Below are 26612 nucleotides of genomic sequence, written 5' to 3'. Positions count from 1 at the left end.
CGGGGGCAGAGGCCATTTCTGCCCCCGGGATGTCAGCCGCCGCGCAGGCGCTCGCCGATGTCCGGGTCCTCCGACCACCGGCGGTAGGGGATCCGGCGGATCTCCTTGACCTCGCCGATCGTCGACCACTCGTTGCCGCCGAGCCGGGCCAGCGGCCGGAGGTGCTCGATCCGCGGCCGGCCGTCCCGGACGGCGGACTCCCACGCGCTCACGTGCACGACCCGCCCGAACACCACGGTGCTGTCGCCGAAGGACACGGTGCCCTGCAGGGTGCACTCGATCGACACCGGCGACTCCGCGACCCGCGGCACGCCGACCACCTCGCTGGGCTCGAGCGCGACCCCGGTGTGCTCCGCCTCGTCCTGCTCCGGCGGGAAGTCGGTGCCGGTGGCGTTGACCTGCTCGAAGAGCGACTCCGGGGTGAGGCTGACGGTGAACTCCCGGGTCTCCTCCACGTTGGTGAGGGAGTCCTTGCGGCCCACCGAGGTGAACTGCACGACCGGCGGCTGCACGCAGGCCACCGTGTAGAAGGAGTGCGGGGCGAGGTTGAGCACGCCCTCGGCCGACCGGCTGCACACCCAGGCGATCGGCCGGGGGACGACGATCGAGTTGAGCACCCGGTAGAACGCGGCGCTCTCCATCTCGGCGGGGTCGAAGTGCACGCGGGCGGAGGTCACCGCTCCATCCTGCGGGAGGCCGGGCCCTCCGGCGCGCCGGTCACCGCGCGGCCGCGCCAGCGCAACGAGCCGCGGCGGTGGCCGGCGAGCGAGCGGGCCACCAGCACGTCGAGCAGCGCGATCGACACCGGGTGGGCCAGCGCGTCGGGCCAGGCGCGGCCCCCGGTGGCGTGCGCGGTCACCGCCCGGCCGGCCACCCCGGCCGCCCAGCCCAGCAGCCCGGCGCGCGAGCCGGCGAGCGCGGCCAGCGGCGGCAGCAGCCAGACCAGGCTCAGCGCGGCCGCCGCCGCGGCGGCCGCGGCCGGACGCCCGCCGAGGGCGGACCACAGCGACTTCGCGTAGCCGTCGCGCACGCCCGGCCAGCCGGCGTACATCCGGCAGGCGGCCAGCGTCGAGCCGTCGACCACCACGCCACGGCCGCCGGCGGACTTGACCGCGCGCAGCAGGGCGACGTCCTCGATCACCTCGCCGCGGACTGCGGCGTGCCCGCCGGCCCGGGTGTAGGCGGCGCGCCGGACGACGAGGAACTGCCCGTTCGCCGCCGCCAGCGAGGGGCGCGGCGACCGCTCGGCCAGGCGCAGCGGCAGCAGGGTCGCCCACAGCCACTGCTGCAGCGGCTGCACCAGCCGCTCGGCGGCGCTGCCGGTCAGCTGCCGCGGCCAGGGGGAGACCAGGTCCAGGCCCGCGTCGTCGAGGACGGCCACCGCGGCGGCGACCGCGTCGGGCATCAGCCGCACGTCGGCGTCGAGGAAGACCAGCACGTCGACGTCCCCGGCCGCCGCCGCGCCCTGCGCGCAGGCGTTCGGCTTGCCCAGCCAGCCCGGGCCGGGCGGGGTTGCCCGCACCAGCCGCACCCGCTCGTCGGCGGGCACCCGGTCGGCGGTGCCGTCGGTGGAGCCGTCGTCGACCACGACGACCCGCAGGCCCGGGACGCCCCGCTGGTCGAGGACGGCGGCCAGGCAGCCGGCCACGTGTTCGGCCTCGTCGCGCACCGGCAGGACGACGGCCACCCGGCTCCGCACCGGCGGGGGGACGGCGGGCGGACGGCGCAGCAGCCGGGTGTTCACCGCCGCGTGCACCGCACCCAGCACCGACAGGCCGGCGCCCAGCCGCACCAGCCGGCTCACCGGCGCCTGCGCAGGGCGAGCGCGACGAGCACCGGCAGCGCCAGCAGCACGCCCCAGAGCGCCGAACCCGGCAGGTCCAGCCAGACCGCGTGCGCGAGCGCCCCGCCGAGGGTCATCCAGCCGAGCACGAGCAGCGGTGCGGCGTCCCCGCCCCGCGAGGGGCGCCGGCCGGCCAGCAGCTCGAGCAGCGTCATCAGCGCCAGCCCGGCCAGCAGCCAGCCCGCGAGGTTGGTCAGCGGCACGGTGTCGATGCCCGGCAGGCCGGGGGAGGGGTGCGCCCAGCGCCAGTAGCCGGCCTGCACCATCTGCGGATCGAGGACGACGTCCCACGCGGCGAAGACGTAGGCGGCGACGAGCACCCGGGCCGGGCGGGACCGCGGGGCCAGCCGGGCGGCGAGCACCCAGCTCGGCCAGGCCATCATCAGCCAGGCCAGCGGCACGAGGAACGGAACGCCGAGCAGCGTCGGGCCCAGGCCGTCGCTGTAGCCGTACTCGCCGTAGGGGAAGCCGGTGGCCAGCCCGAGCGCCTCGAACAGCACCGCCACGGCGGCGACCAGCCCGAGCACGCCGAGGCCGGTGCGCAGCCCGCGGCTGAGGGCCGCCGAGGTCACCGACACCGAGGCGCCGAGCAGCACGATGGCCCAGCTGACGGCGTTCCGCGGGGCACCGTCGGTGAGCGGATAGGCGATCGCCGCGCCGACGAGCAGCAGCGCGAGGACCAGGGGCAGCCGGACCGGCGTGCCCGGCCGGACCGCCAGCGCCCCGGTCACCGGCGGGCGGCGCGGAACCGCCGGCCGACCTCGGCGCGCAGCCGGGCCGCCGGACGGCGGTCGGCCAGGACCAGCCGGGCGGCGGTGCGCCCGGAGTTGCCGGAGACCCCGCCCCCGGGGTGGGTGGACGCGCCGGCCAGGTAGAGCCCGGCCAGCCCGGGCACCCGGTGGCCGGCGAGCGCCGGGGTCGGCCGGAACCCGAACATGCTGGCCAGACCCATCTCCACGTGCATCACGTTGCCGCGCCGGAGCCCCAGCTCGCGCTCCAGGGACAGTGGTGTCTGGACGTGCAGCCGCTGTACCGAGTCGGCGAAGCCGGGTGCGAACCGGTCGACGGCGCGCACCAGCTGCGCGGCCGCGGTGTCGGCGACCGCGTCCCAGTCGCTGCCGTCGGCCAGCGTGTACGGGTACCACTGCCCCCAGATCGTGACGACGTGCTGCCCCGGCGGGGCCAGCGTCGGGTCGCTCGCGGAGAACGACATGGCCAGCGGCACCGGCTCCCGGGGCAGCTCGCCGGCCAGCCAGTCGCCGTGCGCCCGGGCGAGCTGGGCCCGGTCGGTGCACAGCAGCTGCAGCCCCTGCAGCGACTCGGCCGCGGTGGCCCCCGGATAGGCGGGCAGCGCGTCGGTCAGCGCCCGCAGGACCAGGCCGAAGCCGTTGCCCACCGGCGGGTCGGCGTCGGCCAGGGCCGGGGGTGCGTCGTCGCCGGCCAGCTCCCTGGTCGCCAGCACGTGGCAGGCGGCGACGACGACGGGTGCGGTGATCCGCCGTCCCGACGTCGTCTCCACCCCGGCGATCCGGCGCGCGTCGGGCGGGCCGTCGACCAGCAGTCGGGCGGCGCCGTCCCCGAGGGTGACCCGGCCGCCGTCGGCGGCCAGCCGGGCGGCCAGCGCCTGGGTGAGCCCGCCCGAGCCGCCCACCGGGTGGCCCGGCGGCACCTCGTGCAGCAGCGCCACCCAGGCGACCATCGCCGCGGTGCCCGGCTCGGACATCGGCGGCCCGGACTGGGCGCCGAACCAGGCCAGCGCCGCCTTGAGCCGTTCGCTGCCGAACCAGCGGTCCAGCAGGGCGTCGCCGGAGCCGAGGAAGTCGGTGGCGATCTCGCCGCCGGGGGTGCGCGGCTGCCCGGCCCGCGGCGCGCCCACCGGCCACAGGTGCCGGACCAGCCGGCCCATGGTCGGCCGGTCGCCGAACGCCCGGACGACGGCGGCGCTGCGCGGGCCCCACACCTGGACGAACCGCCGGTAGGCGCGGGCGTCGGACTCGCCGCAGGCGGCCGCGATCGAGGCGCAGGTGGCGTCCAGGTCGACGGAGAAGACCAGCGGGCGGCCGTCGGGACCGGGGTCGCCGGGGCGCGGGGCGGGTGCGAACCCCCACGGGTCGCAGTCGACGTAGCGGAGGCCGAACCGCTCGAGCTCCAGCTCCTCGACCACGCCGCTGTGCCGGATGATCACGTGCGCGCTGGAGCCCCGGTCGACCCGGACCCCGGGCCACCGCTCGACGGTGGAGACGGCGCCGCCGAGCACCTCGTCGCGCTCCACGACCTCCACCCGCAGCCCCGCCCGGGCCAGGTGGCAGGCGGCGACCAGCCCGTTGTGGCCGGCGCCGACGACGACCGCCTCGACCGCGGAGGTCACGGATCCCGCGGGGGCGGGGGGAGCGGCAGGCGGGCGCCGAGGATCGCGAACGGGCGGGCGTCCCCGGGGAAGTGGTAACCGCGGGCCAGGTCGACGAAGCCGTCGGCGTGGTACAGCCGGAACGCCTTGGTGTCGGTGTCCGGGGTGCTGAGCAGCGCCACCGGGGCCGGCACGCCCTCGACCAGGGCGTGCAGCAGCTGCCGGCCGATCCCGCGGCTCTGGTGCTCGGGCAGCACGTGCAGCTCGCAGACCTCGAACGCGCCGGGCAGCCACTGCTTCGCCGTCCGCCGGTCCATGGCGTTGCGCACCTGGTCGTGCCACCACTGCCCGGGGGCGACCAGGTAGCCGTAGCCGAAGCCGACCAGCCGTTCCCCCTCCGTGCCGTCCTCCCGGGGGCCCTCGGCGAACGCACCGACGGCGCGGAAGCCCGCCCGCTCGGTGTGCTGGACGGCGTAGCCGTACCGGCCGGCGACGACCGACTCGCCGTAGCCCATCGCCGCGCCGTAGATGGCCAGCACCTCGTGCAGGTGGTCGCGCACCCACCCGGTGGGCAGCTCGACCACCCGGGTGGCCGGGGCGGTGCCGGTCATCGACCGGCCGCCCCGGCCGGCGCGACGGCCGGGCCCGGGCCCACCTCGGCCGGGGTGCCGCCGGTGAGCCGCAGGAGCTCGTCGTAGGTGGTGGGGAAGACGGTGTGCGGGTGCCCGGCGGCGGCCCAGACCTGCGGGTGCCGGGCCAGCTCGACGTCGACGAGGGTGCCGATGGGCGCGGGGTGCCCGACCGGGGCGACCCCGCCGATGGCCTGGCCGGTGTGCTCCCGGACGAACGCCGGGGTGGCCCGGCGGACCTCGGGGACGCCGAGCAGCGTGGCGAGGAGCTCCTCGTCGACCCGGTGGGCGCCGCTGGTCAGCACCAGCAGCGGCTGGCCGACGGCCTCGAACACCAGGCTGTTGGCGATCGCGCCCACCTCGACGCCGAGCTGGGCGGCCGCCGCGGCGGCGGTGCGGGCGCTGTCGGGCAGCGCGCGCACCTCACCGGGGGCACCGGCGGCTCGCAACTGCCGCACGACCTCGGCGACCCGGGGGTGCAGGGTCTCCGCTCCGGTCATGCCGGCGATCCTGCCACCGGGGCCGGACGCCCGCGCCACCCGGGACCGGCCGGGGCCCGCCGGCCGGGGGGCTCGCATGTCGTGGTCCGCCGGGAACGGTCGGTGGTCCGTGGTCTGCTGCCGTGCGTGGTCCGGACGTTGCGTGCAGTGGCTGCAACGACACGGATCCCGACACGCGCCGTCGGCTTGACGCTGTCGGTGGGGTCCGGTCTACTCATGGGTGTTCGAACACGTGTTCGAACACCGGGGACGCCGCTCCCCGGCCCGGTCGCCGTGCACTTCCCGCATGCGCGCTTCCCCACCGGGCCGGGAGGCGGGGTGGCCGGTGGGGCGAGGAGTGCGGGAGTCGTGTCATGAGCCGGGTGCTCGTCGGGGCCGAGGGTCGCGTCGGTGAAGAGGTGCAGGTCGAGCAGGGGTCGTCGGGGCCGGCCCAGTTCTGGCGCGGGCAGTCCCGCTACGTCGTCGGGGAGTTGCTCGACTCCTGGGTCGAGACCGCGCCGTGGTGGCAGGCCGACAGCGCCGAGCGGCGCGGGGCCTCGGCCGACCTGGTCGCCACCCGGCAGGTGTGGCGCCTCGAGGCGGTGCGGGCCGGCCGGTCGCGGATGAGCTTCGCCGGGGTGTTCGACCTGTCCTGGGAGCCGACGGCCAACCAGTGGCTGCTCGTCCGGGTGCACGACTGATGGGCGCCGCACGGGCCCTCGCCGCCCAGGGCCAGCTCCCGTTGCCCCCGCCGATGCCGGCCGCCGCCGCCCAGCTCCTCGGCCAGGCGCACCGCGGGCTGGCCGAGGCCGCCGCCGAGTCCCAGGCGAACTGGCGCTACGCCGGTGCCCACCTGGCCGCCCTCCGCGGCGCCGCCGCGGTGCTGGCAGCCCGCACCCGGCCCGAGCCGGCGCGGCGCCGGCCGCGCAGCGCCTGGGTGCTCATCACCGAGGTGGCTCCCGAGCTCGGGGAGTGGGCGGTCTTCTTCGCCGCGAACGCGCCCAAGCGGGCCGCGGCCGAGGCCGGGCTGTCCTCCGCGGTCACCGACCGGGAGGCCGACGACCTGGTGCGCGACGTGGGGGCCTTCCTCACCGCGGTCGAGACGACGGTCAGCCGGCCCGTGCCGGCTCCGGCGGCACCGGTGCGCCTGCGGTCGATGGACGGCGGCAAGCGCCGTTCGTCGGGCCGCACGCCGTGAGCGAGCTCGCGAGCGACCCTTTCGTCCACCTGCACGTCGCCTCCGGCTACTCGATGCGTCACGGCGCCAACCACCCGGCCGACCTGGTCGCCCGGGCCGCCGAGCACGGCATGGGGGCGCTGGCGCTGACCGACCGCGACGGCCTCTACGGCGCGGTCAAGTTCGCGCTGGCCTGCCGGTCGGCGGGGATCCGGCCGCTGTTCGGCGTCGACCTCGCCGTCGACCCGGTCGCCGGGGGTGAGCGGGGCGAGCAGCAGCTGGCCGGGCGCATCTCCTCGGCCGCGCTGCACCGGGCCGCGCACCCGTCCGGGCGCCGGGTGCCGGCCCGGGGCGGCGCCAGCGTCGACCCGCGGCTGCCGCGGGTCACCTTCCTGGCTCGCGACGGCGCCGGCTGGCGCTCGCTGTGCCGGCTGACCAGCGGCACCCACCTCGGGGGCACCCGCGGGGAGCCGGTCAGCTCGCTGCGGCTGGCCGGTGAGCACGCCGCCGGCCTGCTCGCCCTGCTGGGCCCGCAGTCGTCGGTGGGCCGGGCGCTCGCCGCCGGCCGGGCCGACCTGGCGCGCGCCCGGCTGGCGGCCTGGCGGGAGGTCCTCGGGCCCGGGCAGCTGGTGCTCGAGGTCGTGCACCACCGCGGTCAGGGCGACCGGGTGCGGGCGCAGGCGATGCTGCGCCTGGCGGCCGAGACCGGGGTGCCGGCGGTGCTCACCAACGCCGTCCGGTACGTCGACGCGCTCGACGCCCCCACCGCCGACGTCCTGGACGCCACGCGCCGGCTGGTGCCGCTCGGGCAGCGGCACGTCGACCGGCGCACCGCCGAGGGGTACCTGAAGTCGGGCAAGGAGATGGCCGAGGTCGCCGAGGAGCTCACCGGCCCCGACCGGGACGCCGCCGCGCGGCTGCTGGCCACCACCGCCCGGGTCGCCGAGCAGTGCGCGGTCGACGTCCGGGCCGACCTCGGCATCGGCACGGTGCGCTATCCCGAGCTCGACGTGGTCACCAGCCCGGCCGAGCGGGGGATGGGCCCCTCGCAGGTGCTGCGGGCCCGGTGCGAGGCCGGGTTCGGGCGGCGGGGTATGTCCCCGACGGCGGCGGTGCGCGAGCGGCTGGAGGAGGAGCTCGTGGTCATCGACGGGCTCGGCTACCCGTCCTACTTCCTCACCGTCGCCGACGTGGTCGCGCTCATCAAGGAGCTGCGGGTGCGCGCGGCGGCCCGCGGCTCGGGCGCCGGCAGCCTGGTCACCTACCTGCTGGGCATCTCCGACGTCGACCCGGTCCGCTACGGCCTGCTCATGGAGCGGTTCCTGTCGCCGCTGCGCCACCAGCTGCCCGACATCGACATCGACGTGGAGTCCGCCCGGCGGATGGAGGTCTACGACGCGGTGATCGACCGCTTCGGGGCGCACCGGGTCAGCTGCATCTCGATGATGGACACCTACCGGGTGCGGCACGCGATCCGCGACGTCGGCGCCGCGCTCGGGCTGCCGCCGGCCGAGGTCGACGCGGTGGCCAAGGCGTTCCCGCACATCCGGGCCAACCAGGTGCACGCCGCGCTGCGCGACCTGCCGGAGCTGCGGGCCAGCCGGCTGGGCTCCCGGCGGGCCGGGGGCAGCGGCGACCTGGACCTGCTGTTCGACCTGGTCGCCCGGCTCGACGGACTGCCCCGGCACATCGCGCTGCACCCGTGCGGGGTGCTGCTGTCCGACGCGACGCTGCTGGACCGCACGCCGGTCGAGAACAGCTACCTCGGCTACCCGATGAGCCAGTTCGACAAGGACGACGTCGAGGAGCTCGGGTTGCTCAAGCTCGACCTGCTCGGCATCCGGATGCAGTCGGCGATCGCCCACGCGATGGACGAGGTCGCCCGGGTCGACGGGGCGGAGGTCGACATCGACGCCGTGCCGCGCGACGACCCGGCCACCTTCGAGCTGATCCGCAGCACCCGCACGCTGGGGATGTTCCAGATCGAGTCCCCGGGGCAGCGCGAGCTGGTCGGCAAGTTCGGGCCGCAGACGTTCGAGGACCTGATCATCGACATCTCGCTGTTCCGGCCCGGGCCGGTCAAGAGCGACATGGTCACCCCGTTCCTCATGGCCCGGAACGGCTGGCGCGACCCCGAGTACCTGCACCCGGCGCTGCAGCCGGCGCTGGAGCAGACCGCCGGCGTGGTGGTCTTCCACGAGCAGGTGCTGATGATCGTCTCGGCGATGACCGGCTGCACCCTGGCCGAGGCCGACGAGGTGCGCCGGGCGCTGGGCGAGCGGGACGCCCATCCGGAGGTCAAGGCCTGGTTCGCGCCGCGGGCGCTGGACGAGGGCTTCGCCGTCGAGGTGGTCGAGCAGGTGTGGGAGGTGCTGGTCGCCTTCGGCTCCTTCGGCTTCTGCAAGGCGCACGCCGCCGCGTTCGCGCTGCCCACCTACCAGTCGGCCTGGCTGAAGACCCACCACACGGCGGCCTTCCTCGCCGGGGTGCTGACCCACGACCCGGGCATGTACCCCAAGCGGCTGATCCTCGACGACGCCCGCAACTTCGGCGTGCACGTGCTCGGCCTGGACGTCAACGCCTCGACCGGCACCTACCGGATCGAGCGGGTCGAGCCCGATCCCTCCGCCCACCGGCCGCGGCCGGACTGGATGCCGGCCTCGATGTCCGATCCGGGGCGCTACGGCATCCGGCTCTCGCTGGCCGACGTGAAGGGCATCAGCGAGGAGGAGATGGCCCGGGTCGTGGCCGGGCAGCCCTACCGGTCGCTGGCCGACTTCTGGACCCGGGCGAACGTGTCCCGGCCGGTGGCCGAGCGGCTGGTGCTGGCCGGCGGGTTCGACTCGGTCTACGGGTTCGGGGTGCGCGACAGCGAGGGCGGGCGGCCGACCCGGCGACGGCAGTCGATGACCCGCCGCGACCTGCTGCTGCAGATCGGCGAGCTCGACCGGTGGAGCCGCAGCGGGGCGCGGGCCGCCGGCAGCGGTCAGCTCGGCCTCGACCTGTTCGGCACGGAGGAGGCCGGGGACGAGGCCAGCGGGCCGCCGGAGTTCGTCAGCTCCGGGTTGCCGGAGTTCACCGACGCCGAGCGGGTGCGCGCGGAGCTGGAGGTGCTGGGGCTGGACGCCAGCCGGCACGTCGTCGACTTCTACCGGCCGTTCCTCGTGGCGCTGGGCGCGGTGCCGGCCGGGGAGCTGCTGCAGTGCCGCAGCGGGTCGGAGGTGCTGGTGGCCGGGGTGAAGGTGGCCACCCAGACCCCGCCGATCCGGTCCGGGCGCCGGGTGGTGTTCGTGACGCTGGACGACGGCACCGGCTGCACCGACTCCACCTTCTTCGAGGACGTGCAGGGGCCCTACGCGTCCACCGTCTTCCACTCGTGGCTGCTGGTGATCCGCGGGGTGCTGCGGCGCACCGGCCCGCGGGGGATCTCGATGCGGGCCACCGGTGCGTGGGAGCTGCCGGCGCTGCACGAGGCATGGGAGGCCGGTGGGCTGGCCGCGGTCGCCGAGCTGATGGCCACGGAGGGGGAGTACACGGAGCAGGCGATCACCGGGGCCGCCGCCTCGCACGGCTCCCGGCCGGTCATGGTGCGGCCGGTGCTCGTGCACCCGACCGGCTTCCGGATGTCGCCCTACGCCGACATCAAGCCGGCCGGGGACGACACCAAGTCCGCGGTCCGCCGGGAGGCGACCGCAGCGCCGCGGAAGCTGTGGCACTCCAGCCCCGGCAGCTCCGGCCGATGAACAGCGCCCGGAACTAGACGGGTGGCCAGGCGATCAGCAGGGTCCAGCGCTCGCCGTCCTGGCGGTGCAGCTGGAAGTCGCGGCGCGCCCCGAAGCGCGGCTCAGGGCGCGGGAAGTCCAGGGCGCGGGTCTTCCCGAACGCCGTCGCCTCCTCGTCGCAGGCGGCGGTGAACGTGTCGGCCGGGTACCCGTGCCCGTCCACCAGTCGGTAGCTCGGCATGGCGGGACCGTAGGGAGTGAGCTGGCGCACGCCGGGGACACCACGCGAACGTCGCGTGACGATTGCCCCAACACTGCGCTCCCGCCCCAACCACCCCAGGACGGCCGGCGCAGGGGCGGGTCCGGGCCGCCGTCGCAGGGCCGGCCGCCGGGTCCACGGGGCGGCCGGAGGAGCGTGCCCACTAGGCTCCGACGGGTGTCCGGAACCGCGCCCGCAGCCGGAACGCAGGCCCCTGCCCGCACGGCGGCGGTCTGGGCCGCCCTCCAGCCGGTGGTCGCCGTCGGCACGCCGCTGCAGGTGCTCGACGTGGGCGGCGGCAGCGGCATGTTCGCCGTTCCGCTCGCACAGCTGGGGCACGGCGTCATCGTCGTCGACCCCAGCGCCGACGCGCTGGCCACCCTGCAGCGCCGCGCCGACACCGCCGGCGTCGCCGACCGGATCCGCGCGGTGCAGGGCGACGCCGACCGCATGCCGGCCCCCGCCGGGGGCACCGCGTTCGACCTGGTGCTCTGCCACTTCGTGCTCGAGGTCGTCGACGACCCGGCGAGCACGCTGCGCCAGATCGCCGAGGTGCTGCGCCCCGGCGGACAGCTGTCCCTCGCCTCGGCCAACCGGGCCGGCGCCGTCCTCGCCCGCGCGATCAGCGGCCATCCGGTCGAGGCCCGCGCCCTGCTCACCGACGAGGACCCCGCCCCCCGCCGGTCCCGCCCGGCCCGCCGCCGGTTCAGCCCCGCCGAGCTGCTCGCCCTCGTCTCCGGCGCGGGGCTGCAGCCGGAGGACTGGCGCGGGGTCTCCGTCGTGGCCGACCTGCTCGACGCCGCCTCCGGTGCCGACCCCGACGCGGTCCGGGCCCTCGAGCTCGCCCTCGCCGCGACCTCGCCCTACCGCGACATCGCCACCGCGCTGCACCTGCTCGCCATCCGCCCGTGACGCCGTTGCCGCCCGACCTCGCGAGGCCGGGCTACGGCACGGCCACCCTCGCCGACGTCCTGCCCGGCGTCGCCATCGCGCTCGGCGTCCCGGTGCACCGCGGCGGCCTGCCGGCCGACCCGCTCGACCTGGCTCCCGCCCTCGGCGACGCCCGGCGGATCGCGGTCCTGCTCGTCGACGGCCTCGGAGCCGAGCAGATCGCCGCCCATCCCGACGAGGCGCCGGTCCTCAACGCGCTCGGCACCCCCGCCGGGGTGCTGTCCGCGCCGTGCCCCAGCACCACCCCGGTCAGCCTCGCCACCTTCGGCACCGGCCTGCCCCCCGGCAGCCACGGGGTGCTCGGCTTCGTCACCGAGGTGCCGGGGGAGGGCCGCACCCTCAACCACGTGCAGTGGACCGACGACCCCGACCCGCAGCGGTGGCAGGCGCAGCCGACCGTCTTCGAGCAGGCGACCGCCGCCGGGGTCACCTGCACCGCCGTCGGCCCGCACGCCTTCGCCCGCTCCGGGCTGACCCGGGCCGCCTACCGCGGCGCCGACTACGCGAACGCGTACAGCCTCGGCGACCTGGTCGCGGTCGTGCACGGCGCCCTGGCCGCCGACGAGCGGAGCCTCGTCTACGGCTACACCGCCGACCTCGACCTGATCGGGCACATCCGCGGCGTGGACTCCGCCAGTTGGCGGTACCAGCTCGGCGTCGTCGACCGCTTGGTCGAGCAGCTCGCCGCCGGGCTCCCGGACGACGCCGTACTGCTGGTCACCGGCGACCACGGCATGGTCGACGTCCCCGCCGAGACCCGGCTGGACGTGGCCGACGTCCCGGCGCTGACCGAGGGGGTCCGGCTCTTCACGGGGGAGCCCCGGGCCCGGTACGTGCACACCGAGCCCGGCGCCGCCGCCGACGTGCTCGCCACCTGGCGGGAGGTGCTCGGCGACCGCGCCTGGGTCGCCGGGCGCGAGGAGGCGGTGGCCAGCGGGATCTTCGGCGCCGTCGACCCGGCCGTCGCCGACCGGATCGGCGACGTCGTCGCCCTGGCCCGCGGCAGCTGGGCGATCACCACCGCCGAGCAGGACCCGCGCGGTTCGGTGCTGGCCGCCTTCCACGGGTCGCTGACCTCCGCGGAGCTGGCCGTCCCGCTGCTGGCCGCCCGCGGCCGCGCCCTCTCCTGAGCCGGCTCAGGCGGGTGCGGCCACCCGCAGGGACAGCGGATGCCAGGTGCGCCAGCGGTTCGGGCGCCGCGCCCGGCAGGTGAGCAGCGCCGATCCCTCGGTCAGCCGGCTCTCCACGGTCACGACGACGTCGCCCGACGGCCCGCCCAGGTCGACCTCCCACCGCTCCACCGGCGCCTCGGCCGGCAGCCGGCGGACCGCGCGGACCGGCAGGTCGTCGATCCCGAGCAGGTCCAGCTCCGCCCGGGCGTGCTGCTGGGCCGCCTGCGCAGCGGCCGGGATCCCCGCCCGGCCGCGCAGCCAGGGCAGCGCCACCTGCCCGCGCTCGTGGGCGCGCACCAGCTCCGCGCCGTTCCCGGGCACCTGCCCGTAGAGGAGGCCGTGCGGGAGCACCAGCACGTTCGCCGCGAAGCGGTCCCCGCCCAGGTGGCTGGTCTCCCAGACGTCGACCGGGCCGCTGCCGGTCAGGGACCGGGCCAGTGGCCGGCCCCGGACCGCGCAGCAGGCGTCGTGCGCCCCGTGGGTGCAGACCAGGTAGGTGGGGACGTCGGAGGCGCTGCCCACCGAGCCGTCCCACGGCACCTCGAGGAGGTCGGCGTCCGCGTCGCGGGTCGACCAGTGCAGCACCTCCCGGCCCGGGGTGGTGTCGGCCAGTGCCCAGCGCCGGCCGGAGTCGGCGAGCCGGTCCCCGGAACGGCGGACCAGTTGCACGCGCACCCCCTCGGCGGCGGCGCGGGCGGCCAGCCGCGAGGCGACGGCGGGGTCGAACCGCGAGTCGGTCAGCGCCTCGGGACCCCAGGGGCCGGGCTGCTCGATCAGCAGCCAGCGGACCGCCGGCGGGGCGGTCGCCGTGGCCGCGTCGCCGCGCAGCAGGGCCTGCACCGAGCAGCGGCCCTCCTCGAGCCGCCCGACCGGACCGGTGGGCTCGGCGAGGGGCTCGCTGGGGTCACGGCAGAAGTCGGGGAGCGGCCCGGTCACCCGGCCGGCCGGGTCATGCCCCGGCTCCGGTGTCTGCGCCACGCTCCCCATCGTGCCCGGCGTCGCCGTCGAGTGCGTCGGCGCGGGCATCGGGGACCACCGCCACCGACTCGGTGACCAGCCGGCGGGCCAGGGTGAGCTGGTCGGCGGGGTCCAGGCCGGGCAGGTCGCCGACCTTGAGCTCGCCGGCGGTCAGCAGCGCGGCGACCGCCGGGCGGGTCGTGGTCGGGAGGTCGTGCGTCCGGCGTCCAGCGACCAGCGCGACCCGGTCGCCCACGGGTTCGCGCAGCTGCACCCGGAGGCGCGGCCGCAGCCGCAGCACCGTGTCGGCGGTCAGCTCGGCGGCGGCGGTGGACTGGGCGAGGGGGGCCACCGGCTCGGGCCGCACCTGGGCCCAGGTGCGGGCGCGGACCTGGTCGGCGACGACCGCGGGGTCGATCCGGTCGAGGGCCTGCTTGAGCCCGGCGACCACCGCGGCCACGTCTCCGGCGACGGCGTGCGGGTCGGCGAGGTCGACGCCGAGCGGCAGTGACCGGCGCAGCTCCGGGTCGTCGCCGGCCAGGGTGCGGACCAGGTCCAGCACCGACTCCGCCGCCGACCAGCGGGTGACCGAGTGCACGCCGATGGTCAGGTGCGCGCTGATCCGGCCCAGCGCGACGGCCGAGTGCAGGTAGCCGCGCGGCAGGTAGAGCGCGTCCCCCGGGCGCAGGACGGCGTCGATCACCGGCTCCTGCGCGGCGGCGGTGGCGACCTGCTCGGCGCGGTCGGTCCACGGCTGGGTGCGCAGCGGGTCGGGGAGCACCGGCTCGTGGATGGTCCAGTGCTTCTCGCCGGCGACCTGCAGCACGAAGACGTCGTGCACGTCGTAGTGCGGGCTGAACCCCCGCGAGGACGGCGGTGTCACGTAGGCGTTGACCTGGGTCGGGTGCCCGAGGTCGGCGGCGAGCTGGTCGGCGAACTCGATGAGCGGCGGCCAGAGCCGGTGCAGGCCCTGCAGCACCACGGTGCTGCCCTCGGAGAACAGCCGCAGCACCGCGTCGGAGGAGACCTGGTCGGCGACCTCCGCGCCCGCGCCGCCGGAGGTGGTGAACCGCTGGGCGTCGACGACCTTGCCGTCCTTGGCGATGCGCAGGAACGGCGTCCGTAGGCCGCGCCGGGACAGCAGTTCGTCGACGTCGTCCAGGGTGAGCAGGTCCCGGAAGGACCCGCCGGTGTCCTCGGCGCGGGTGAGCAGTGGTCGCCGGGACCAGTACTGCTCGGCGAAGACCTGCGGGTCCATCGCCGTGCAGCGGCGCAGCGCGGACCGGGCGCCGCCCTCCGAGGAGGACGGCGCCCGGCCCTGGCTCCCGAGGTCAGGCACGCTCAGGCCGAGCCGTCCGCTCCGCCGTCGGCCCCGCCATCGGCGCCGCCGTCCGCGCCGCCGTCGGCCCCGCCATCGGCGCCACCGTCCGCGCCGCCGTCGGCCCCGCCATCGGCGCCACCGTCCGCGCCACCATCGGCCCCGCCGTCAGCGCCACCATCGGCCCCGCCGTCAGCGCCACCGCCGGCGCCACCATCAGCGCCGCCGTCGGCCCCGCCATCGGCGCCACCGTCGTGGGTGCCGGGCGTGCCCTCGGCGCCGCCGTCGGCCGGCCCCTGCGTGCTGGTCATGTCGTCGTCGTCGAGCGCCATGGCTTCTCCGATCGTCCAGTGGGGGACCGCCGGCCGGCGGTCCCGGGGCATTCCTACCGCTGAGATCTACTCGCCGCACCTGGTCGGTTGCTGCGTCGTACCAGGCCTCCGGAGGGCACGACCGCTAGTGTGATCACGTCGAACACGTGTTCGACGGCCGTGGGGAAGACGGCCGCGCGGAGGGCCGTGCCGGGGGAAGCCGGGACGGTGTGGGGAAGGGGCTCGGTGTGTCGGTTCGTGCTGCCGGTTGCAGGGTGCTGCACGTCGACATGGACGCGTTCTTCGCCAGCGTCGAGGTGCGGCGGCGTCCCGAGCTGGCGGGGAAGCCGGTGATCGTGGGCGGCACCGGCAACCGCGGGGTGGTCACGTCGGCCACCTACGAGGCCCGGGCGTACGGCGTGCACAGCGCCATGCCCACCTCGCGGGCGCTGCGGCTGTGCCCGACCGCCACCGTGCTCCCCGGCGACCTCGCCCTCTACGGCGAGGTCTCGCGGTCGGTCATGGCGCTGTTCCGGTCGATCACGCCGCTGGTCGAGCCGTTGAGCCTGGACGAGGCGTTCCTCGACGTCTCCGGCGCCGGCCGGCGGCTGGGCGACCCGGTGGCGATCGCCGAGTACATCCGCGCCCGGGTCTTCGACGAGCAGGGGATCACCTGCTCGGTGGGGGTGGCCCCGAGCAAGTTCGTCGCCAAGCTGGCCTCCACGCGCTCCAAGCCCGACGGGCTGCTCGTGGTCCGGCCGGCCGAGGTCATGGAGTTCCTGCACCCGCTGCCGGTGGGGGCGCTGTGGGGCGTCGGTGCGAAGACGGAGGAGGTGCTGCTCCGGCTGGGGCTGCGCACGGTCGGGGACCTCGCGCACGTCCCGGTGCGGACGCTGCAGCGGGCGGTCGGGCCGGCGGCCGGCGCGCACCTGCACGAGCTGGCCTGGGGGCGCGATCCGCGGCGGGTGGTCCCCGACGAGCCGGACCGGTCGACCGGGGCGGAGGAGACCTTCGGCACCGACGTCGACGACCCGGCCGTCGTCCACCGGGAGCTGCTGCACCTGGCCGAGCGGACGGCGGGCCGGCTGCGCTCGACCGGCGTCCTGGCCCGCACGGTGACCCTCAAGGTGCGGTTCGCGGACTTCACCACGATCACCCGGTCGCGCACGCTCAAGGTGCCCACCGACGTCGGGCAGGAGCTCTACGACACCGCGCGCGCCCTCTACGACGCGCTGGGGCTGGAGCGGGCCCGGATCCGGCTCGTCGGGGTGCGGGCCGAGGGGCTGGTGGACGCCGACGGCACCGCCCGCCAGCTCGAGCTCGGGGCCCGGGAGCACGGACGCCGGGACGCCGAGCTCGCCGCCGACCGGGCGTCCCGCCGCTTCGGGGCGGGCGCGGTCCGGCCGGCGACGCTGCTCACCCGCCGGAGCGTCCCCGGGGCCGGGCCGGCCGGCGGCCCGGGAACACGTCGCTGACCTGCACCGCGGCCCGCCCGGCACCGGGAGGCGGAAGAAGGGGGTCCCGTAAGGGTGTGTCGGTGGTCGCTCGCCTTTCGCTGCCACCGAACGACTCGTATCCTCGGTGTCACCGCGGGCGGACTGCCGCCGGTGGCTTTCTTGCATTGCGCACCTGGAGGTCGACGTGCCGCTCTCTGAACACGAGCAGCGTCTGCTGGAGCAGATCGAGCGCGCCCTCGTCGACGACGATCCGAAGTTCGCCTCGACCGTACGCACCGGCGACGCCCGATTGAAGGCCCGCCGCAAGGTCCAGCTCGGCGCTCTCCTGGTGGTCGTCGGGCTGGCGGTCCTGGTCCTCGGGGCGGTCGTCCCGCAGGTGGTCCTGGGCGTCCTGGGCTTCCTGGTCATGTTCGGCGGCGCGATCCTGGGCCTGTTGAACTACAAGCACGCGGCCGGGGCCGTCGAGGCCGGGGGAGCCCCCGGGCACCCGGCGGCCGGGCGTGGCCGCGCCCCCAAGGCCCGGCGTCAGCCGCTGAAGAACCGGCTCGAGGAGCGCTTCCGCCGCCGCTACGACCAGTAGCCGCACCCGGCAGCAGGCGATCTCGACAGCAGCCGCCGTCCCCTCGCGGGACGGCGGCTGCCGTCGTACGGCCCCGAGCCTCGATGGCCCCGTCCGGAGGCTCGCTCCGAGCTTGCGAGGGGTGAGGAGGACGGAGTCCTTCTTCAGGCTGAGCGGAGCCGCCGCGGGGTGTGGGCCGTCAGCCACCGGGTCGCCGCGCCCACCGTCGAGGCCGGCCACAGCGCCGCCCGCAGCCGCTGCGCGCGGGGGACGCTCGCGCCCAGGGCCCGCTCCAGCGTGAGCACCGCGTCCCGCAGGCCGGGGTCCGGGGCTCCCGGCGTGGGGCGCCCGTAGACCGACTGCTCCTCCGCCAGGGCCAGCGACCGCACCGCCGCCACGGCGGACCGGTCCACGTCGGCGACCCGCTCGGCCAGCTGCCGGGCCAGCTGGCGCGGGGTGGCGGTGACGGGCGCGGGCACGCCCAGGTCCGTGGCGGTGGCCAGCAGCTCCTCCCACAGCGCGCCGGGCCGGCCGTCGTCCAGCCGGGCCCGCCGCTGGTGCCGGCGCACCGCCCACGGCACCAGCCCGGCGGCGAGGACCAGCGCGGTCAGCCCCCCGCCGGTGAGCACCGGCGCGAACCGGTCGGCCGGCTCGGCGGCGGGCAGGGCGAGCGGTGGCACGTACTGGTCGTCGCGGTCGAGCTGCGCGGTGGGACCGGCGGGCACCGGCCCGGTGGCGGTCGGGGCGGTGGGCGCGGCGGCCTCCGGGGTGTCGGCGTCCGCCCGGGGCGCCCAGGGCAGCTCGACCGCCCGCGCCGCGGCGATCGGCGTCGGGTCGAAGGGGACCCAGCCCAGGTCGGCGAACCAGACCTCCACCCAGGCGTGCGCGTCGTCGGTGGTCACGATGCGGGTGCCGTCCTCCTGCGCGGACCCAGTGGTGTACCCGAGGACCACCCGGGCGGGCACGCCGGCCGCCCGGACCAGCACGGCCATCGCGCCGGCGTACTGCTCGCAGTAGCCCTGCTTGAGGCGGAGGAAGTCGGCGAGGTCGTCGCCGGTGGTGCCCGGCGCGGTGGACAAGCTGTAGCGGAAGCCGTTGGCGCGGTCGGTCAGGTGCCGGTGGACCGCCATCACCCGCTCGTACGGCGTCTGCCCGGGGGCGGTGAGCTCACCGACGAGCGCGGGCACGCTGGGGTCCAGCGGCGGCAGCTGCCCGAAGCGCTCGGCGACGGGGTCGCCGGGGGCCACCTCCGGTGCCGCGGCCAGGTCCTCGATCGCGGGCTCGGGCTCCTGCGCGGTGACCCGGTAGGACAGCCCGGCCGTGGTCACCCCGCGGCCGAACACCGTGCTGGTCTCCTCGTCGAAGCGCCACCGGTTGTCGGAGGGCCCGTCGACCTCCACCGACAGCGGGGAGTACAGCGAGGGCAGGAACCGGTCCTCGTGAGCGACCACGGTGATCTCCGCGGCCACCGGCCGGGACGCCACCCGGCCGGGCAGCGGGGCGAGCGTCGGGTCCTCGGCGATCGACTCGGATCCGTCGAGGTTGCTCATCCGCCAGCCCGTGTCGGTGTACTGGTCCAGGACGACGGCGCGCAGGTAGCCCGGCTGCTGGACCGACGCGTCGATCCGGAACAGCTCCCGCGGCGAGGGCAGGGTCAGGTCGCCGCGCATCTCCGCGACCGGGTCGAGCGCGGACCCGGTGCTGCCGCCGCCCGCGCCGCCGCCCAGGCCGGTGGCCAGCGAGCCCTCGCTGAGGGTCGGGACGAAGGCCGCCAGCACGATCCCCGCCACCAGCGCGACCACGCCGGTGCGCAGCGCGGGCAGGGTGCCGGTCCCGAGCGGCGACCCGGCGCCGGCCCGCGCGCCCTCGGTGAGCCGGTCCCGCTGGTCGGCCCACAGCAGCAGGGCGAAGCCGGTCGCCGGGGCCATGAACGCGATGAGCGAGACCTGCCCGGTGATCGTGCTGACCGGGACGCAGTAGAGGACCAGCAGCCCGAGCCCGCCGAGCGCCGGCTGGCGGGCCGGGACGGCGATCAGGTCGACGGCGAGGGCGACCAGCGCGACGAAGACGGTGGTGAGGGCGACCAGCCCGGTCAGCGGCAGGGCCGGCGTGGCCTGCTCGCGGATCTCGGCGGCGCCGTCGAGGAGCAGCCCGCCCAGGTCCCCGACGCTCGTCGGGGTGGGCAGCACGCCGGCCCAGGCGTCGTCCGGCGTGAAGACGACGGTGAGCGCGCACAGCGCCAGCCCGGCCTGGCCCAGCGGCACCAGCCGGTCCAGCGCGGAGGGCAGGGCCCACCGGGCGAGCACCGCCCGCAGCAGCACCCCACCGAGCCCCACCGCGACGACGGCGAACGCCACCGGCGGCAGCCAGCTCCCCGCGGCGAACACCGGCACCAGCGCCAGCGAGCCCAGCAGGACCGCTCCGGCGGCGGCGACCGCGGTGCCCGGGCGGGGCCGCGGACGGTCGGGCACGCCGGCGTGCCCGCTCACGAGGGCATCCCCGTCGGGTGCGCGGTACGGCCGGCCGGCGTCGGGCGCATCAGCTGCCAGACCTGCTCGACGGTCTGGGCGGGGCTCATCAGGACGACCTGCCAGCCGGCGGCACGCAGCAGGTCGGCCGTGCGCTGCTGGCGGCCGACCAGCTCGCTGCGGGCCGAGGAGGAGGTGGCCCGGCGCCCGCGGTTGGCCCCGGCGTCGAGCCAGGCGGCGGGGTCGAGCAGCACGGCGACGTCGGTGCCGGGGCCGGAACGGGCCCGTGCGAGCGGGGCGACGTCGTCCGGGTCCAGCAGACCGAGCAGGCACACCGCCGGACCCTCCGCGGACACCCGGCGCAGCGCGTCGACCGCCAGGTGGAGCCGGGGGACACGGGAGGCGCCGAGCTGGGCGAGCTGCTCGAGGAGCTCCTCGGGCCCCAACCGCCCGCGGCCGACGGCCGAGGTCAGCTCGCCGCCGTCGGTGACGACGCGCAGTCCGGCGCCGCGACGCAGCAGGTGGGTGCCGATGCTGGCAGCCGCCTCCACGACCCACTCCAGGGAGTCCGACGGCGGGGCCGGGTCGCCGGCGGGGCCGGTCGCCGCCCCGCCCAGCAGGTGGCCGGCTGCCCGGGTGTCGAGCAGCAGCGTGGCCGCCGCCCGCCAGGGTCGCTCCTCCAGGCGCACCATCAGCTCTCCGGTGCGGGCGGTGGCGCGCCAGTGCACGAGCCGCAGGTCGTCGCCGTGCCGGTACTCCCGGGTGCTGACGTCGTCCTCCCCGTGGACGGCGATCGACCGGCGCGCGCCCTCGCCGTCGCTGCCGCCGCTGCCGGCCAGCGGGCCGCTGCCCAGCAGCGGCCGCACCCGCGGCACGACCAGGAGCGTGCCGGTGTCGGTGCCGGCCGCGGTCCGCAGCACCAGCCCGAACGGGTCGACCAGCCGCAGCCGCAGGGGGCCCAGCGGGGAGCGCCCGCGCCGGCCGCCGTGCACCCGGTAGCGGAAGGCGGCCGAGGCCCCGGGTGCCAGCCGTTCCACCACGAACCGGGGCCGCACCCCGATGTGCGGGGGCACCTGCTCGCTGAGCAGCCAGAGCCCGCCGGACCGGGTGTCGGTGTTCGCGATCTCCAGGAGCACCTCGGCGTCCGCGCCGCGGGGAACGCGGACCGGGGTGACGGTGCGGCGGGTGGCGATGCGGAAGCGCTGCCGGGCCACACCGACCGCGGACAGGACGGGCAGCGCGAGCACGAACACTGCCAGCTGGATCAGCGACCGCTCGCCGAGCAGCGCGCCGAGCAGGCCGAGCGTGAGGCCGGCGGCGACCAGGCAGCGACCACGGAGGGTGAGCGAGGAGGCGGCGTCGGTGAGCCGGTTGTGCGCCATCGGGAGCCTGCGGGGACCGGTCAGCGCCCGCCGTGGACCGGGACGGTGTCGAGCAGGTCGGTGACGACCCGCTGGGCGTCCCGCCGGGCGAGGGTGGCGTCGGGGGTGAGCAGCAGCCGGTGGGCCAGGACCGGGACGGCCATGGCCTGGACGTCGTCGGGCAGCACGTGGTCCCGGCCGGCCAGCGCCGCGGTCGCCCGGGCCGCGCGTAGCAGCTGCAGCCCGGCCCGCGGCGAGGCGCCCAGGCGCAGGTCGGGGGAGCGGCGGGTGGCCTCCACCAGGGAGACGACGTAGCGGCGCAGCGGCTCGGCGACGTGCAGCCGGGCCGTGGCGGCGACCAGGGCGCGCACCCCGGCGGCGTCCAGGACCGGCGACAGGTCGGTGAGCGGGTCGGCCGTCGCCCGCTCGTCGAGCATCGCCAGCTCGGCCTCCCGGTCGGGGTAGCCCATCGAGACCCGGGCGGTGAACCGGTCGCGCTGGGCCTCGGGGAGGGGATAGGTGCCCTCCATCTCCAGCGGGTTCTGCGTCGCGACCACCATGAACGGCCGGGCCAGCTCGTAGGTGACGCCGTCGACGGTGACCTGGCGCTCCTCCATGCACTCCAGCAGCGCCGACTGGGTCTTCGGCGAGGCGCGGTTGATCTCGTCGGCGACGACCACGTTGGCGAACACCGCGCCCGGCTTGAACTCGAAGGCCCGGGTCTCCTGGTCGTACACGGCCACGCCGGTGACGTCGCTGGGCAGCAGGTCCGGGGTGAACTGGATGCGGCGCACGGTGCCGTCGATCGACCGGGCCAGGGCCTTGGCCAGTGTGGTCTTCCCGACCCCGGGAACGTCCTCGATCAGGAGGTGCCCCTCGGCGAGCAGGACCGCCAGCGCGAGCCGGACGACGTCGGGCTTGCCCTCCACCACCCGGCTCATCGCGGCGGCCAGCCGGGCTCCCTCTGCCGCGACGTCGACCTCGCCCGCCGGGTCGCCGGGGCCGCTGACGAGGCCCGCCCTCCCGTGCTCCGACCGCAGCTCCGCCGTGCCCTCCGTCACCCGGCCCACGGTACGTGCTGCGCGCCACCTCGCGGGCGGCTCCCGCGCTGGTCACCGCCTCGCCGGCCGCACCGGCCGGGGGGTGCGGAGACCGGGCGCCGGATGCGCCGGTGGGGCGTGGTGGGGACGGGGGTCGGGTACGGCGTGGAGTGGTGTCCAGTGGGGGCCAGTGGGTTACTGTGTCGCGCAATGGGGAGGTCGGGGCCACGGAAGGCGCCCGTCAGAGCCACAGGAGGCGGCCAGATGCGGGGGGTGATCCGGTGTTCGTCGGGAGCTACCCCCTGCGCCTCGACGAGAAGGGCCGGCTCGCGCTCCCCGTCCGCTACCGCGAGCTCGTGGCCGGCGGCATGGTGATCAAGAAGGGCCAGGAGCGCTGCGTCTACGGCCTCACCATGACCCGGGTCGCCGAGCAGAGCGCCGCGCTGAAGTCCATGGCGCCCGCCGACACCAACGCCGCCCGCATGCACGCCCGGATGAGCTTCGGCTCGATGGTCGAGGTCGAGCCGGACAAGACCGGCCGCATAACGATCCCCGCCAACCTGCGCGAGTACGCCGGCCTGGACCGCGACGTCGTCGTGGTCGGGGTCGACACCCGGTTCGAGATCTGGGACGCCGCCACCTGGGACGCCTACGTGGCCGAGCAGGAGGCCGTCTACGCCGCGATGGAGAGCGAGGGGATGCCCACGCTGTCCTGAGCGCAGGCAGCCGCCCACCAGCCCCCACCGCAGACCTCCGGTCGAGCCGACTTCCCCGCGGCTCGACCAGCACCGGGTCGCGAGCCGACTTCCCCCCGGCTCGGGCCCACCGCCGCCTCTAGGACGGCGAGCCGACTTCCCCCCGGCTCGGCGCCCGCCCGGACGGCGAGCCGACTCCCCCTCGGCTCGGCGCCCGCACCGCGCGACCGCTCCACCCGCCCTGCCCGCCCAGCCGCCCCACCCGGGCTCCTCCTGGTACCGCTTCCCCGGCGCCAGGCGGGCCCGACGGGGCGGCGGGCCGAGGCGGCGCCCCACCCGGGCGCCACCTCGCTCCACGGTCCCCACTGCTCCCCACTTCCCTGGAGCGCCCGACCCCAGAGCCCCCCGGAGGACAGTCGATGAGCAGCACCGAGCCCACCGGGCCCGCGCTGCACGTCCCCGTCCTCCTCGACCGGGTCACCGAGCTGCTCGCCCCACCGCTGAGCGCTCCCGGCGCCGTCCTCGTCGACTGCACGCTCGGCCTGGCCGGCCACTCGCTGGCCCTCCTCGGCGCCCATCCGCAGCTGCGGCTGATCGGGCTCGACCGCGACCCCGACGCCCGCGCCGAGGCCACCGCCCGGATCGCGGCCGCCGGGCACGCCGACCGGGCCACCCTCGTGCCCGCCGTCTTCGACGAGCTGCCCGACGTCCTGAACCGGCTCGGCGTGGCGGAGGTGCAGGGGGTGCTGTTCGACCTCGGGGTCTCCTCCCTGCAGCTGGACCGTCCCACCCGGGGCTTCAGCTACTCCGCCGACGCCCCGCTGGACATGCGGATGGACCCGTCCATGCCGCGCACCGCGGCCGACGTGGTGAACACCTACTCGCGCACCGAGCTGGCCCGGGTGCTGCGGGTCTACGGCGAGGAGCGGTTCGCCGCCCGCATCGCCGCCGCCATCGAGCGCGAGCGGGCCCGCGAGCCGTTCACCAGCACCGGCCGGCTCGCCGAGGTGGTGCGCGCCGCCATCCCGGCCGCCACCCGCCGCACCGGCGGCCACCCGGCCAAGCGGGCCTTCCAGGCGCTGCGGATCGAGGTCAACGACGAGCTCGGGGTCCTCACCCGGGCCCTGCCCGCCGCGATCGACGCGCTGGCCGTCGGCGGGCGGGTCGTGGTGATCACGTTCCACTCGCTGGAGGACCGCATCGTGAAGCAGACCCTGGCCGCCGAGGCGACCGATCGCACCCCACCGGAGATGCCCGTGCCGATGCCCGAGCACGCACCCGTCCTGCGGCTGGTCACCCGGGGCGGTGAGGCGCCCAGCGAGAACGAGGTCGCAGCGAACCCGCGGGCCGCCTCGGCACGGGTGCGGGCCGCCGAGCGGATCCGGCGGGCGGCATGAGCGCTCCCACCCGCACCCCGACCCGCCCGCACGGCCGCAGCACCGCGACCGGCCCGGTCCACGTCCCCGTCCGCCGCACGGCCCCGGTGCACAGCCGGCCGCAGCTGCGGCTGGTGCCCGACCGCACCGGCACCGGCCGCACCCCGGCCCGCGCCCGCACGACCCGGCTGCGGTCCCGCCGCGCCCCGTTCGTCGTCCTCGTGGTCGGCCTGCTGGTGGCCACCACGCTGGGCCTGCTGCTGCTGAACACCGCCATCGCCGTCGACTCCCTCGAAGTCACCCAGCAGCGCGCCGCAAACGCCGAGCAGGCCGAGGAGGTGGCTCGACTGGAGCAGCAGGTGGTCGCTGCCGACGCTGCCGTCGAGCTCGCTCGCGCCGCCACCGCGGCCGGGCTGGTCCCGCCGGGGGCGGCGGCCCACCTGGTGCTGCAGCCCGACGGCACGTCGGTGCTGCTCGGCACCGCCGTGCCGGCGCCCGGACCCGGCCGCGCACCCGCACCGGCACCTGCACCCGCACCAGCACCCGCACCGGAACCCGCACCCGCACCTGCACCCGCACCCGCACCCGCACCCGCACCCGCACCCGCACCGGAACCCGCACCCGCACCGGAACCCGCACCCGCACCGACCGACTCGACCCCGGGGAACTGAAGTCGTGCCACCCGCAGGAGACCTCCCGCCGCACCGCCCGGGCGCGCTGCGTCCCCGGCGCCAGCCGGGACGTCGCCGCCGCGAGCCGCTGGGCCTGGCCCAGCGGGACCTCCGCAACCGGTGGGGCATGGTCTTCATGGTCCTGCTGCTGGTCCTGGTCGTCTGCCGGCTGGTGTTCCTGCAGGGCGTGGACGGGGCGGCGCTGGCCCAGGCGGCCGAGGACTCCCGGATGCGCACCTACCCGATCGAGGCCGTGCGCGGGCAGATCACCGACCGCAACGGCCAGGTGCTCGCCTACTCCGTCGACGCGGAGCGGGTGGTCGCCGACCCGGAGGTGGTCGAGGACCCGGCCCGCACCGCGCTCGCCCTCACCACGCTGCTGGGCGTGCCGGCCGAGGAGCTGACCGAGAAGCTGTCCCGGGACACCCGGTACGTGGTCCTGGCCGAGGAGGTCGCCCCGGACGTCGCCGACCGGGTGCGGGAACTGGGGCTCGGCGGCCTGGTGTACGAGTACGACCCGGTGCGGCTGTACCCGGCCGGCGCCGTCGGTGGGCAGATCGTCGGCTTCGTCGGCGTCGACGGTCAGGGCCTGGCGGGCATCGAGCAGACCTTCGAGGAGGAGCTCGCCGGCAGCGACGGCGAGGAGCGGGTCGAGGTCGACGGCAGCGGCAACCCCATCCCCTCGGGCATCGACGACACCACCGCAGCGACCGACGGCGACTCCGTGCAGCTGACCCTGGACGAGGACCTGCAGTACGTGGTGCAGGAGCGCCTGGACACCGCCTGCGCGGACGGCGCCACGAAGTCGGCCTCCGCCGTCGTGCTCGACGTGCAGACCGGCGAGGTCGCCGCGATGGCCGCCTGCCCCGGCTACGACCCGGGCAACTACTCGCAGACCGACCCGGACCTGCTGGGCAACCCGGTGGTCTCCAACGTCTACGAGCCGGGCTCGGTGATGAAGGCGGTCACCCTGGCCGCCGCCGTCGAGGAGGGCAAGGCCACCCCGGGCACCGTGCTCAGCGTCAACGGGCACATCCAGGCCGGCGACACCGTCGTCACCGACGCCCACGACCACGCGCCGATCAACTTCACCCTGACCGGCATCCTCGCCAAGTCCAGCAACGTCGGCACGATCATGATGGCCCGCGAGATCGGGGACGGCACGCTGGAGCGGTACCTGCGGGCGTTCGGCCTCGGCTCGGAGACCGGGGTCGAGCTGCCCGGGGAGAGCGGGGGCATCCTGGAGGACTCGGCCGACTGGACGGAGAGCCGCGCGGGCAACGTGCCGATCGGCCAGGGCATCTCGGTGACCACCCTGCAGATGGCCTCGGTCTACCAGACGCTGGCCAACGACGGCGTCCGGATCCCGCCGCGCGTCGTCGCATCCGTCACCGCCCCCGACGGCACGGTCACCGACACCCCACGCCCGGAGGGCACCCGGGTGGTCAGCGAGTCCACCGCCGAGGCGATGACCTACATGCTCGAGGCCGTGGTCGGCCCCGGGGGCACCGCGCCGCTCGGGGAGGTCGACGGGTTCCGGGTCGTGGGCAAGACCGGCACCGCGCAGCGGGCCAACCCCGAGTGCAGCTGCTACACCGGCGGTGGCTACTTCACGACCTTCGTCGGGTACGCGCCGGCCGACGACCCCCAGTACGTGGTCGCCGTCGACCTCGAGCGGCCCACCAGCTCGGCGGAGGGCGGCCAGGTCGCCGCCCCGGTGTTCAGCGACGTCATGCGCTACGCCCTCACCGCCGGCGGGGTCGTCCCCTCGGGCGCGCCGCGCCCGGACTTCACCCTGACCGTCCCCTGACCACGGCCCC

The 26612-nt window shown here is 76.7% G+C and carries 24 protein-coding genes; 11 read left to right on the top strand and 13 right to left on the bottom strand.

Annotated features, from left to right (window positions below):
* Nucleotides 1-32 precede the first annotated feature (32 nt).
* The 6 genes from HK417_RS04775 to HK417_RS04750 are packed head-to-tail and all read right to left on the bottom strand — an operon-like array spanning nucleotide 33 to nucleotide 5319.
* A complete protein-coding gene (locus HK417_RS04775; protein ID WP_308123376.1) occupies nucleotides 33-677 on the bottom strand; it encodes a flavin reductase family protein in 645 nt (214 codons plus the stop codon).
* On the bottom strand, nucleotides 674-1804 hold the full coding sequence (locus tag HK417_RS04770) for a glycosyltransferase (RefSeq protein WP_222263849.1): 1131 nt from the start codon (nucleotides 1802-1804) through the stop codon (nucleotides 674-676). Before HK417_RS04770 ends, HK417_RS04775 begins: the two co-directional genes overlap by 4 nt.
* The gene (locus HK417_RS04765; RefSeq protein ID WP_222263847.1) at nucleotides 1801-2574 is read right to left on the bottom strand and encodes a carotenoid biosynthesis protein; all 774 of its coding nucleotides are present in this window, start codon (nucleotides 2572-2574) and stop codon (nucleotides 1801-1803) included. Before HK417_RS04765 ends, HK417_RS04770 begins: the two co-directional genes overlap by 4 nt.
* The gene (locus HK417_RS04760; RefSeq protein WP_222263845.1) at nucleotides 2571-4211 is read right to left on the bottom strand and encodes a phytoene desaturase family protein; all 1641 of its coding nucleotides are present in this window, start codon (nucleotides 4209-4211) and stop codon (nucleotides 2571-2573) included. The genes HK417_RS04765 and HK417_RS04760 overlap by 4 nt, the downstream gene beginning before the upstream one ends.
* Entirely contained in the window at nucleotides 4208-4801 is a 594-nt protein-coding gene (locus HK417_RS04755) for a GNAT family N-acetyltransferase (protein WP_222263843.1), read from the bottom strand. Before HK417_RS04755 ends, HK417_RS04760 begins: the two co-directional genes overlap by 4 nt.
* Nucleotides 4798-5319, bottom strand: a complete 522-nt coding sequence (locus tag HK417_RS04750; protein ID WP_222263841.1) for a YbaK/EbsC family protein — start codon at nucleotides 5317-5319, stop codon at nucleotides 4798-4800. Before HK417_RS04750 ends, HK417_RS04755 begins: the two co-directional genes overlap by 4 nt.
* Nucleotides 5320-5672: 353 nt before the next feature.
* On the opposite strand from HK417_RS04750, the gene HK417_RS04745 reads away from it, so the two are divergent.
* The 3 genes from HK417_RS04745 to HK417_RS04735 are packed head-to-tail and all read left to right on the top strand — an operon-like array spanning nucleotide 5673 to nucleotide 10218.
* Nucleotides 5673-5999, top strand: a complete 327-nt coding sequence (locus HK417_RS04745; RefSeq protein WP_222263839.1) for a DUF6504 family protein — start codon at nucleotides 5673-5675, stop codon at nucleotides 5997-5999.
* Nucleotides 5999-6496, top strand: a complete 498-nt coding sequence (locus HK417_RS04740) for an SAV_6107 family HEPN domain-containing protein (RefSeq protein WP_222263837.1) — start codon at nucleotides 5999-6001, stop codon at nucleotides 6494-6496. Before HK417_RS04745 ends, HK417_RS04740 begins: the two co-directional genes overlap by 1 nt.
* Nucleotides 6493-10218 (top strand): DNA polymerase III subunit alpha, encoded by a 3726-nt coding sequence (locus HK417_RS04735; RefSeq protein ID WP_308123375.1) that lies wholly within the window; start codon nucleotides 6493-6495, stop codon nucleotides 10216-10218. Before HK417_RS04740 ends, HK417_RS04735 begins: the two co-directional genes overlap by 4 nt.
* A gap of 13 nt (nucleotides 10219-10231) precedes the next feature.
* Here HK417_RS04735 and HK417_RS04730 read toward each other — a convergent pair whose 3' ends face one another.
* Nucleotides 10232-10438: a hypothetical protein gene (locus tag HK417_RS04730; RefSeq protein ID WP_222263836.1), complete on the bottom strand. Its 207-nt coding sequence runs from the start codon at nucleotides 10436-10438 to the stop codon at nucleotides 10232-10234.
* A gap of 195 nt (nucleotides 10439-10633) precedes the next feature.
* On the opposite strand from HK417_RS04730, the gene HK417_RS04725 reads away from it, so the two are divergent.
* Nucleotides 10634-11368, top strand: a complete 735-nt coding sequence (locus HK417_RS04725; RefSeq protein WP_222263834.1) for a class I SAM-dependent methyltransferase — start codon at nucleotides 10634-10636, stop codon at nucleotides 11366-11368.
* Nucleotides 11365-12537 (top strand): alkaline phosphatase family protein, encoded by a 1173-nt coding sequence (locus HK417_RS04720; RefSeq protein ID WP_222263832.1) that lies wholly within the window; start codon nucleotides 11365-11367, stop codon nucleotides 12535-12537. Before HK417_RS04725 ends, HK417_RS04720 begins: the two co-directional genes overlap by 4 nt.
* 6 nt (nucleotides 12538-12543) lie before the next feature.
* On the opposite strand, the gene HK417_RS04715 is transcribed toward HK417_RS04720, so the two are convergent.
* Genes HK417_RS04715 through HK417_RS04705 form a run of 3 tightly spaced genes read right to left on the bottom strand, consistent with a single transcriptional unit; the run spans nucleotide 12544 to nucleotide 15186 of the window.
* Nucleotides 12544-13566, bottom strand: a complete 1023-nt coding sequence (locus HK417_RS04715; protein WP_222264023.1) for a sucrase ferredoxin — start codon at nucleotides 13564-13566, stop codon at nucleotides 12544-12546.
* Nucleotides 13529-14875, bottom strand: coding sequence for a cupin domain-containing protein (locus HK417_RS04710; RefSeq protein ID WP_308123374.1), 1347 nt, complete (start codon nucleotides 14873-14875; stop codon nucleotides 13529-13531). Before HK417_RS04710 ends, HK417_RS04715 begins: the two co-directional genes overlap by 38 nt.
* A gap of 2 nt (nucleotides 14876-14877) precedes the next feature.
* Nucleotides 14878-15186, bottom strand: coding sequence for a BatC protein (locus HK417_RS04705; RefSeq protein WP_222263830.1), 309 nt, complete (start codon nucleotides 15184-15186; stop codon nucleotides 14878-14880).
* Between the two features lie 254 nt (nucleotides 15187-15440).
* Here HK417_RS04705 and dinB point away from each other — a divergent pair, with 254 nt between their 5' ends.
* Complete coding sequence (gene dinB / locus HK417_RS04700; protein WP_308123373.1) at nucleotides 15441-16640, top strand: DNA polymerase IV; 1200 nt, start codon at nucleotides 15441-15443, stop codon at nucleotides 16638-16640.
* 166 nt (nucleotides 16641-16806) lie between these two features.
* The gene (locus tag HK417_RS04695) at nucleotides 16807-17202 is read left to right on the top strand and encodes a DUF3040 domain-containing protein (protein ID WP_222263826.1); all 396 of its coding nucleotides are present in this window, start codon (nucleotides 16807-16809) and stop codon (nucleotides 17200-17202) included.
* A gap of 143 nt (nucleotides 17203-17345) precedes the next feature.
* Here HK417_RS04695 and HK417_RS04690 read toward each other — a convergent pair whose 3' ends face one another.
* From HK417_RS04690 to HK417_RS04680, 3 genes are read right to left on the bottom strand one after another with little or no spacing between them, the layout of a single operon-like run.
* Complete coding sequence (locus HK417_RS04690; RefSeq protein ID WP_308123372.1) at nucleotides 17346-19670, bottom strand: transglutaminase family protein; 2325 nt, start codon at nucleotides 19668-19670, stop codon at nucleotides 17346-17348.
* Nucleotides 19667-21031, bottom strand: a complete 1365-nt coding sequence (locus HK417_RS04685; protein ID WP_222263824.1) for a DUF58 domain-containing protein — start codon at nucleotides 21029-21031, stop codon at nucleotides 19667-19669. The genes HK417_RS04690 and HK417_RS04685 overlap by 4 nt, the downstream gene beginning before the upstream one ends.
* Nucleotides 21032-21051: 20 nt before the next feature.
* Nucleotides 21052-22071, bottom strand: a complete 1020-nt coding sequence (locus tag HK417_RS04680) for an AAA family ATPase (RefSeq protein WP_439957906.1) — start codon at nucleotides 22069-22071, stop codon at nucleotides 21052-21054.
* A gap of 260 nt (nucleotides 22072-22331) precedes the next feature.
* Here HK417_RS04680 and mraZ point away from each other — a divergent pair, with 260 nt between their 5' ends.
* The 4 genes from mraZ (at nucleotide 22332) to HK417_RS04660 (ending at nucleotide 26602) form a co-directional block, all read left to right on the top strand.
* On the top strand, nucleotides 22332-22766 hold the full coding sequence (mraZ, locus tag HK417_RS26345) for a division/cell wall cluster transcriptional repressor MraZ (RefSeq protein ID WP_222263822.1): 435 nt from the start codon (nucleotides 22332-22334) through the stop codon (nucleotides 22764-22766).
* A 398-nt stretch (nucleotides 22767-23164) separates the two neighbouring features.
* Nucleotides 23165-24142 carry a 16S rRNA (cytosine(1402)-N(4))-methyltransferase RsmH gene (rsmH, locus tag HK417_RS04670; protein ID WP_222263820.1) on the top strand — a complete coding sequence of 326 codons (978 nt, stop codon included), beginning with the start codon at nucleotides 23165-23167 and terminating at the stop codon, nucleotides 24140-24142.
* Complete coding sequence (locus tag HK417_RS04665; RefSeq protein WP_222264042.1) at nucleotides 24139-24792, top strand: hypothetical protein; 654 nt, start codon at nucleotides 24139-24141, stop codon at nucleotides 24790-24792. The genes rsmH and HK417_RS04665 overlap by 4 nt, the downstream gene beginning before the upstream one ends.
* Before the next feature lie 4 nt (nucleotides 24793-24796).
* A complete protein-coding gene (locus HK417_RS04660) occupies nucleotides 24797-26602 on the top strand; it encodes a peptidoglycan D,D-transpeptidase FtsI family protein (protein ID WP_222263818.1) in 1806 nt (601 codons plus the stop codon).
* Nucleotides 26603-26612: the final 10 nt, after the last annotated feature.

This window comes from Modestobacter marinus, from assembly GCF_019799945.1.
Classification (GTDB): domain Bacteria; phylum Actinomycetota; class Actinomycetes; order Mycobacteriales; family Geodermatophilaceae; genus Modestobacter; species Modestobacter marinus_B.
The sequence above is the reverse complement of the archived record's forward strand: the minus strand, read 5'-3'. Positions and strand labels throughout refer to the sequence as shown.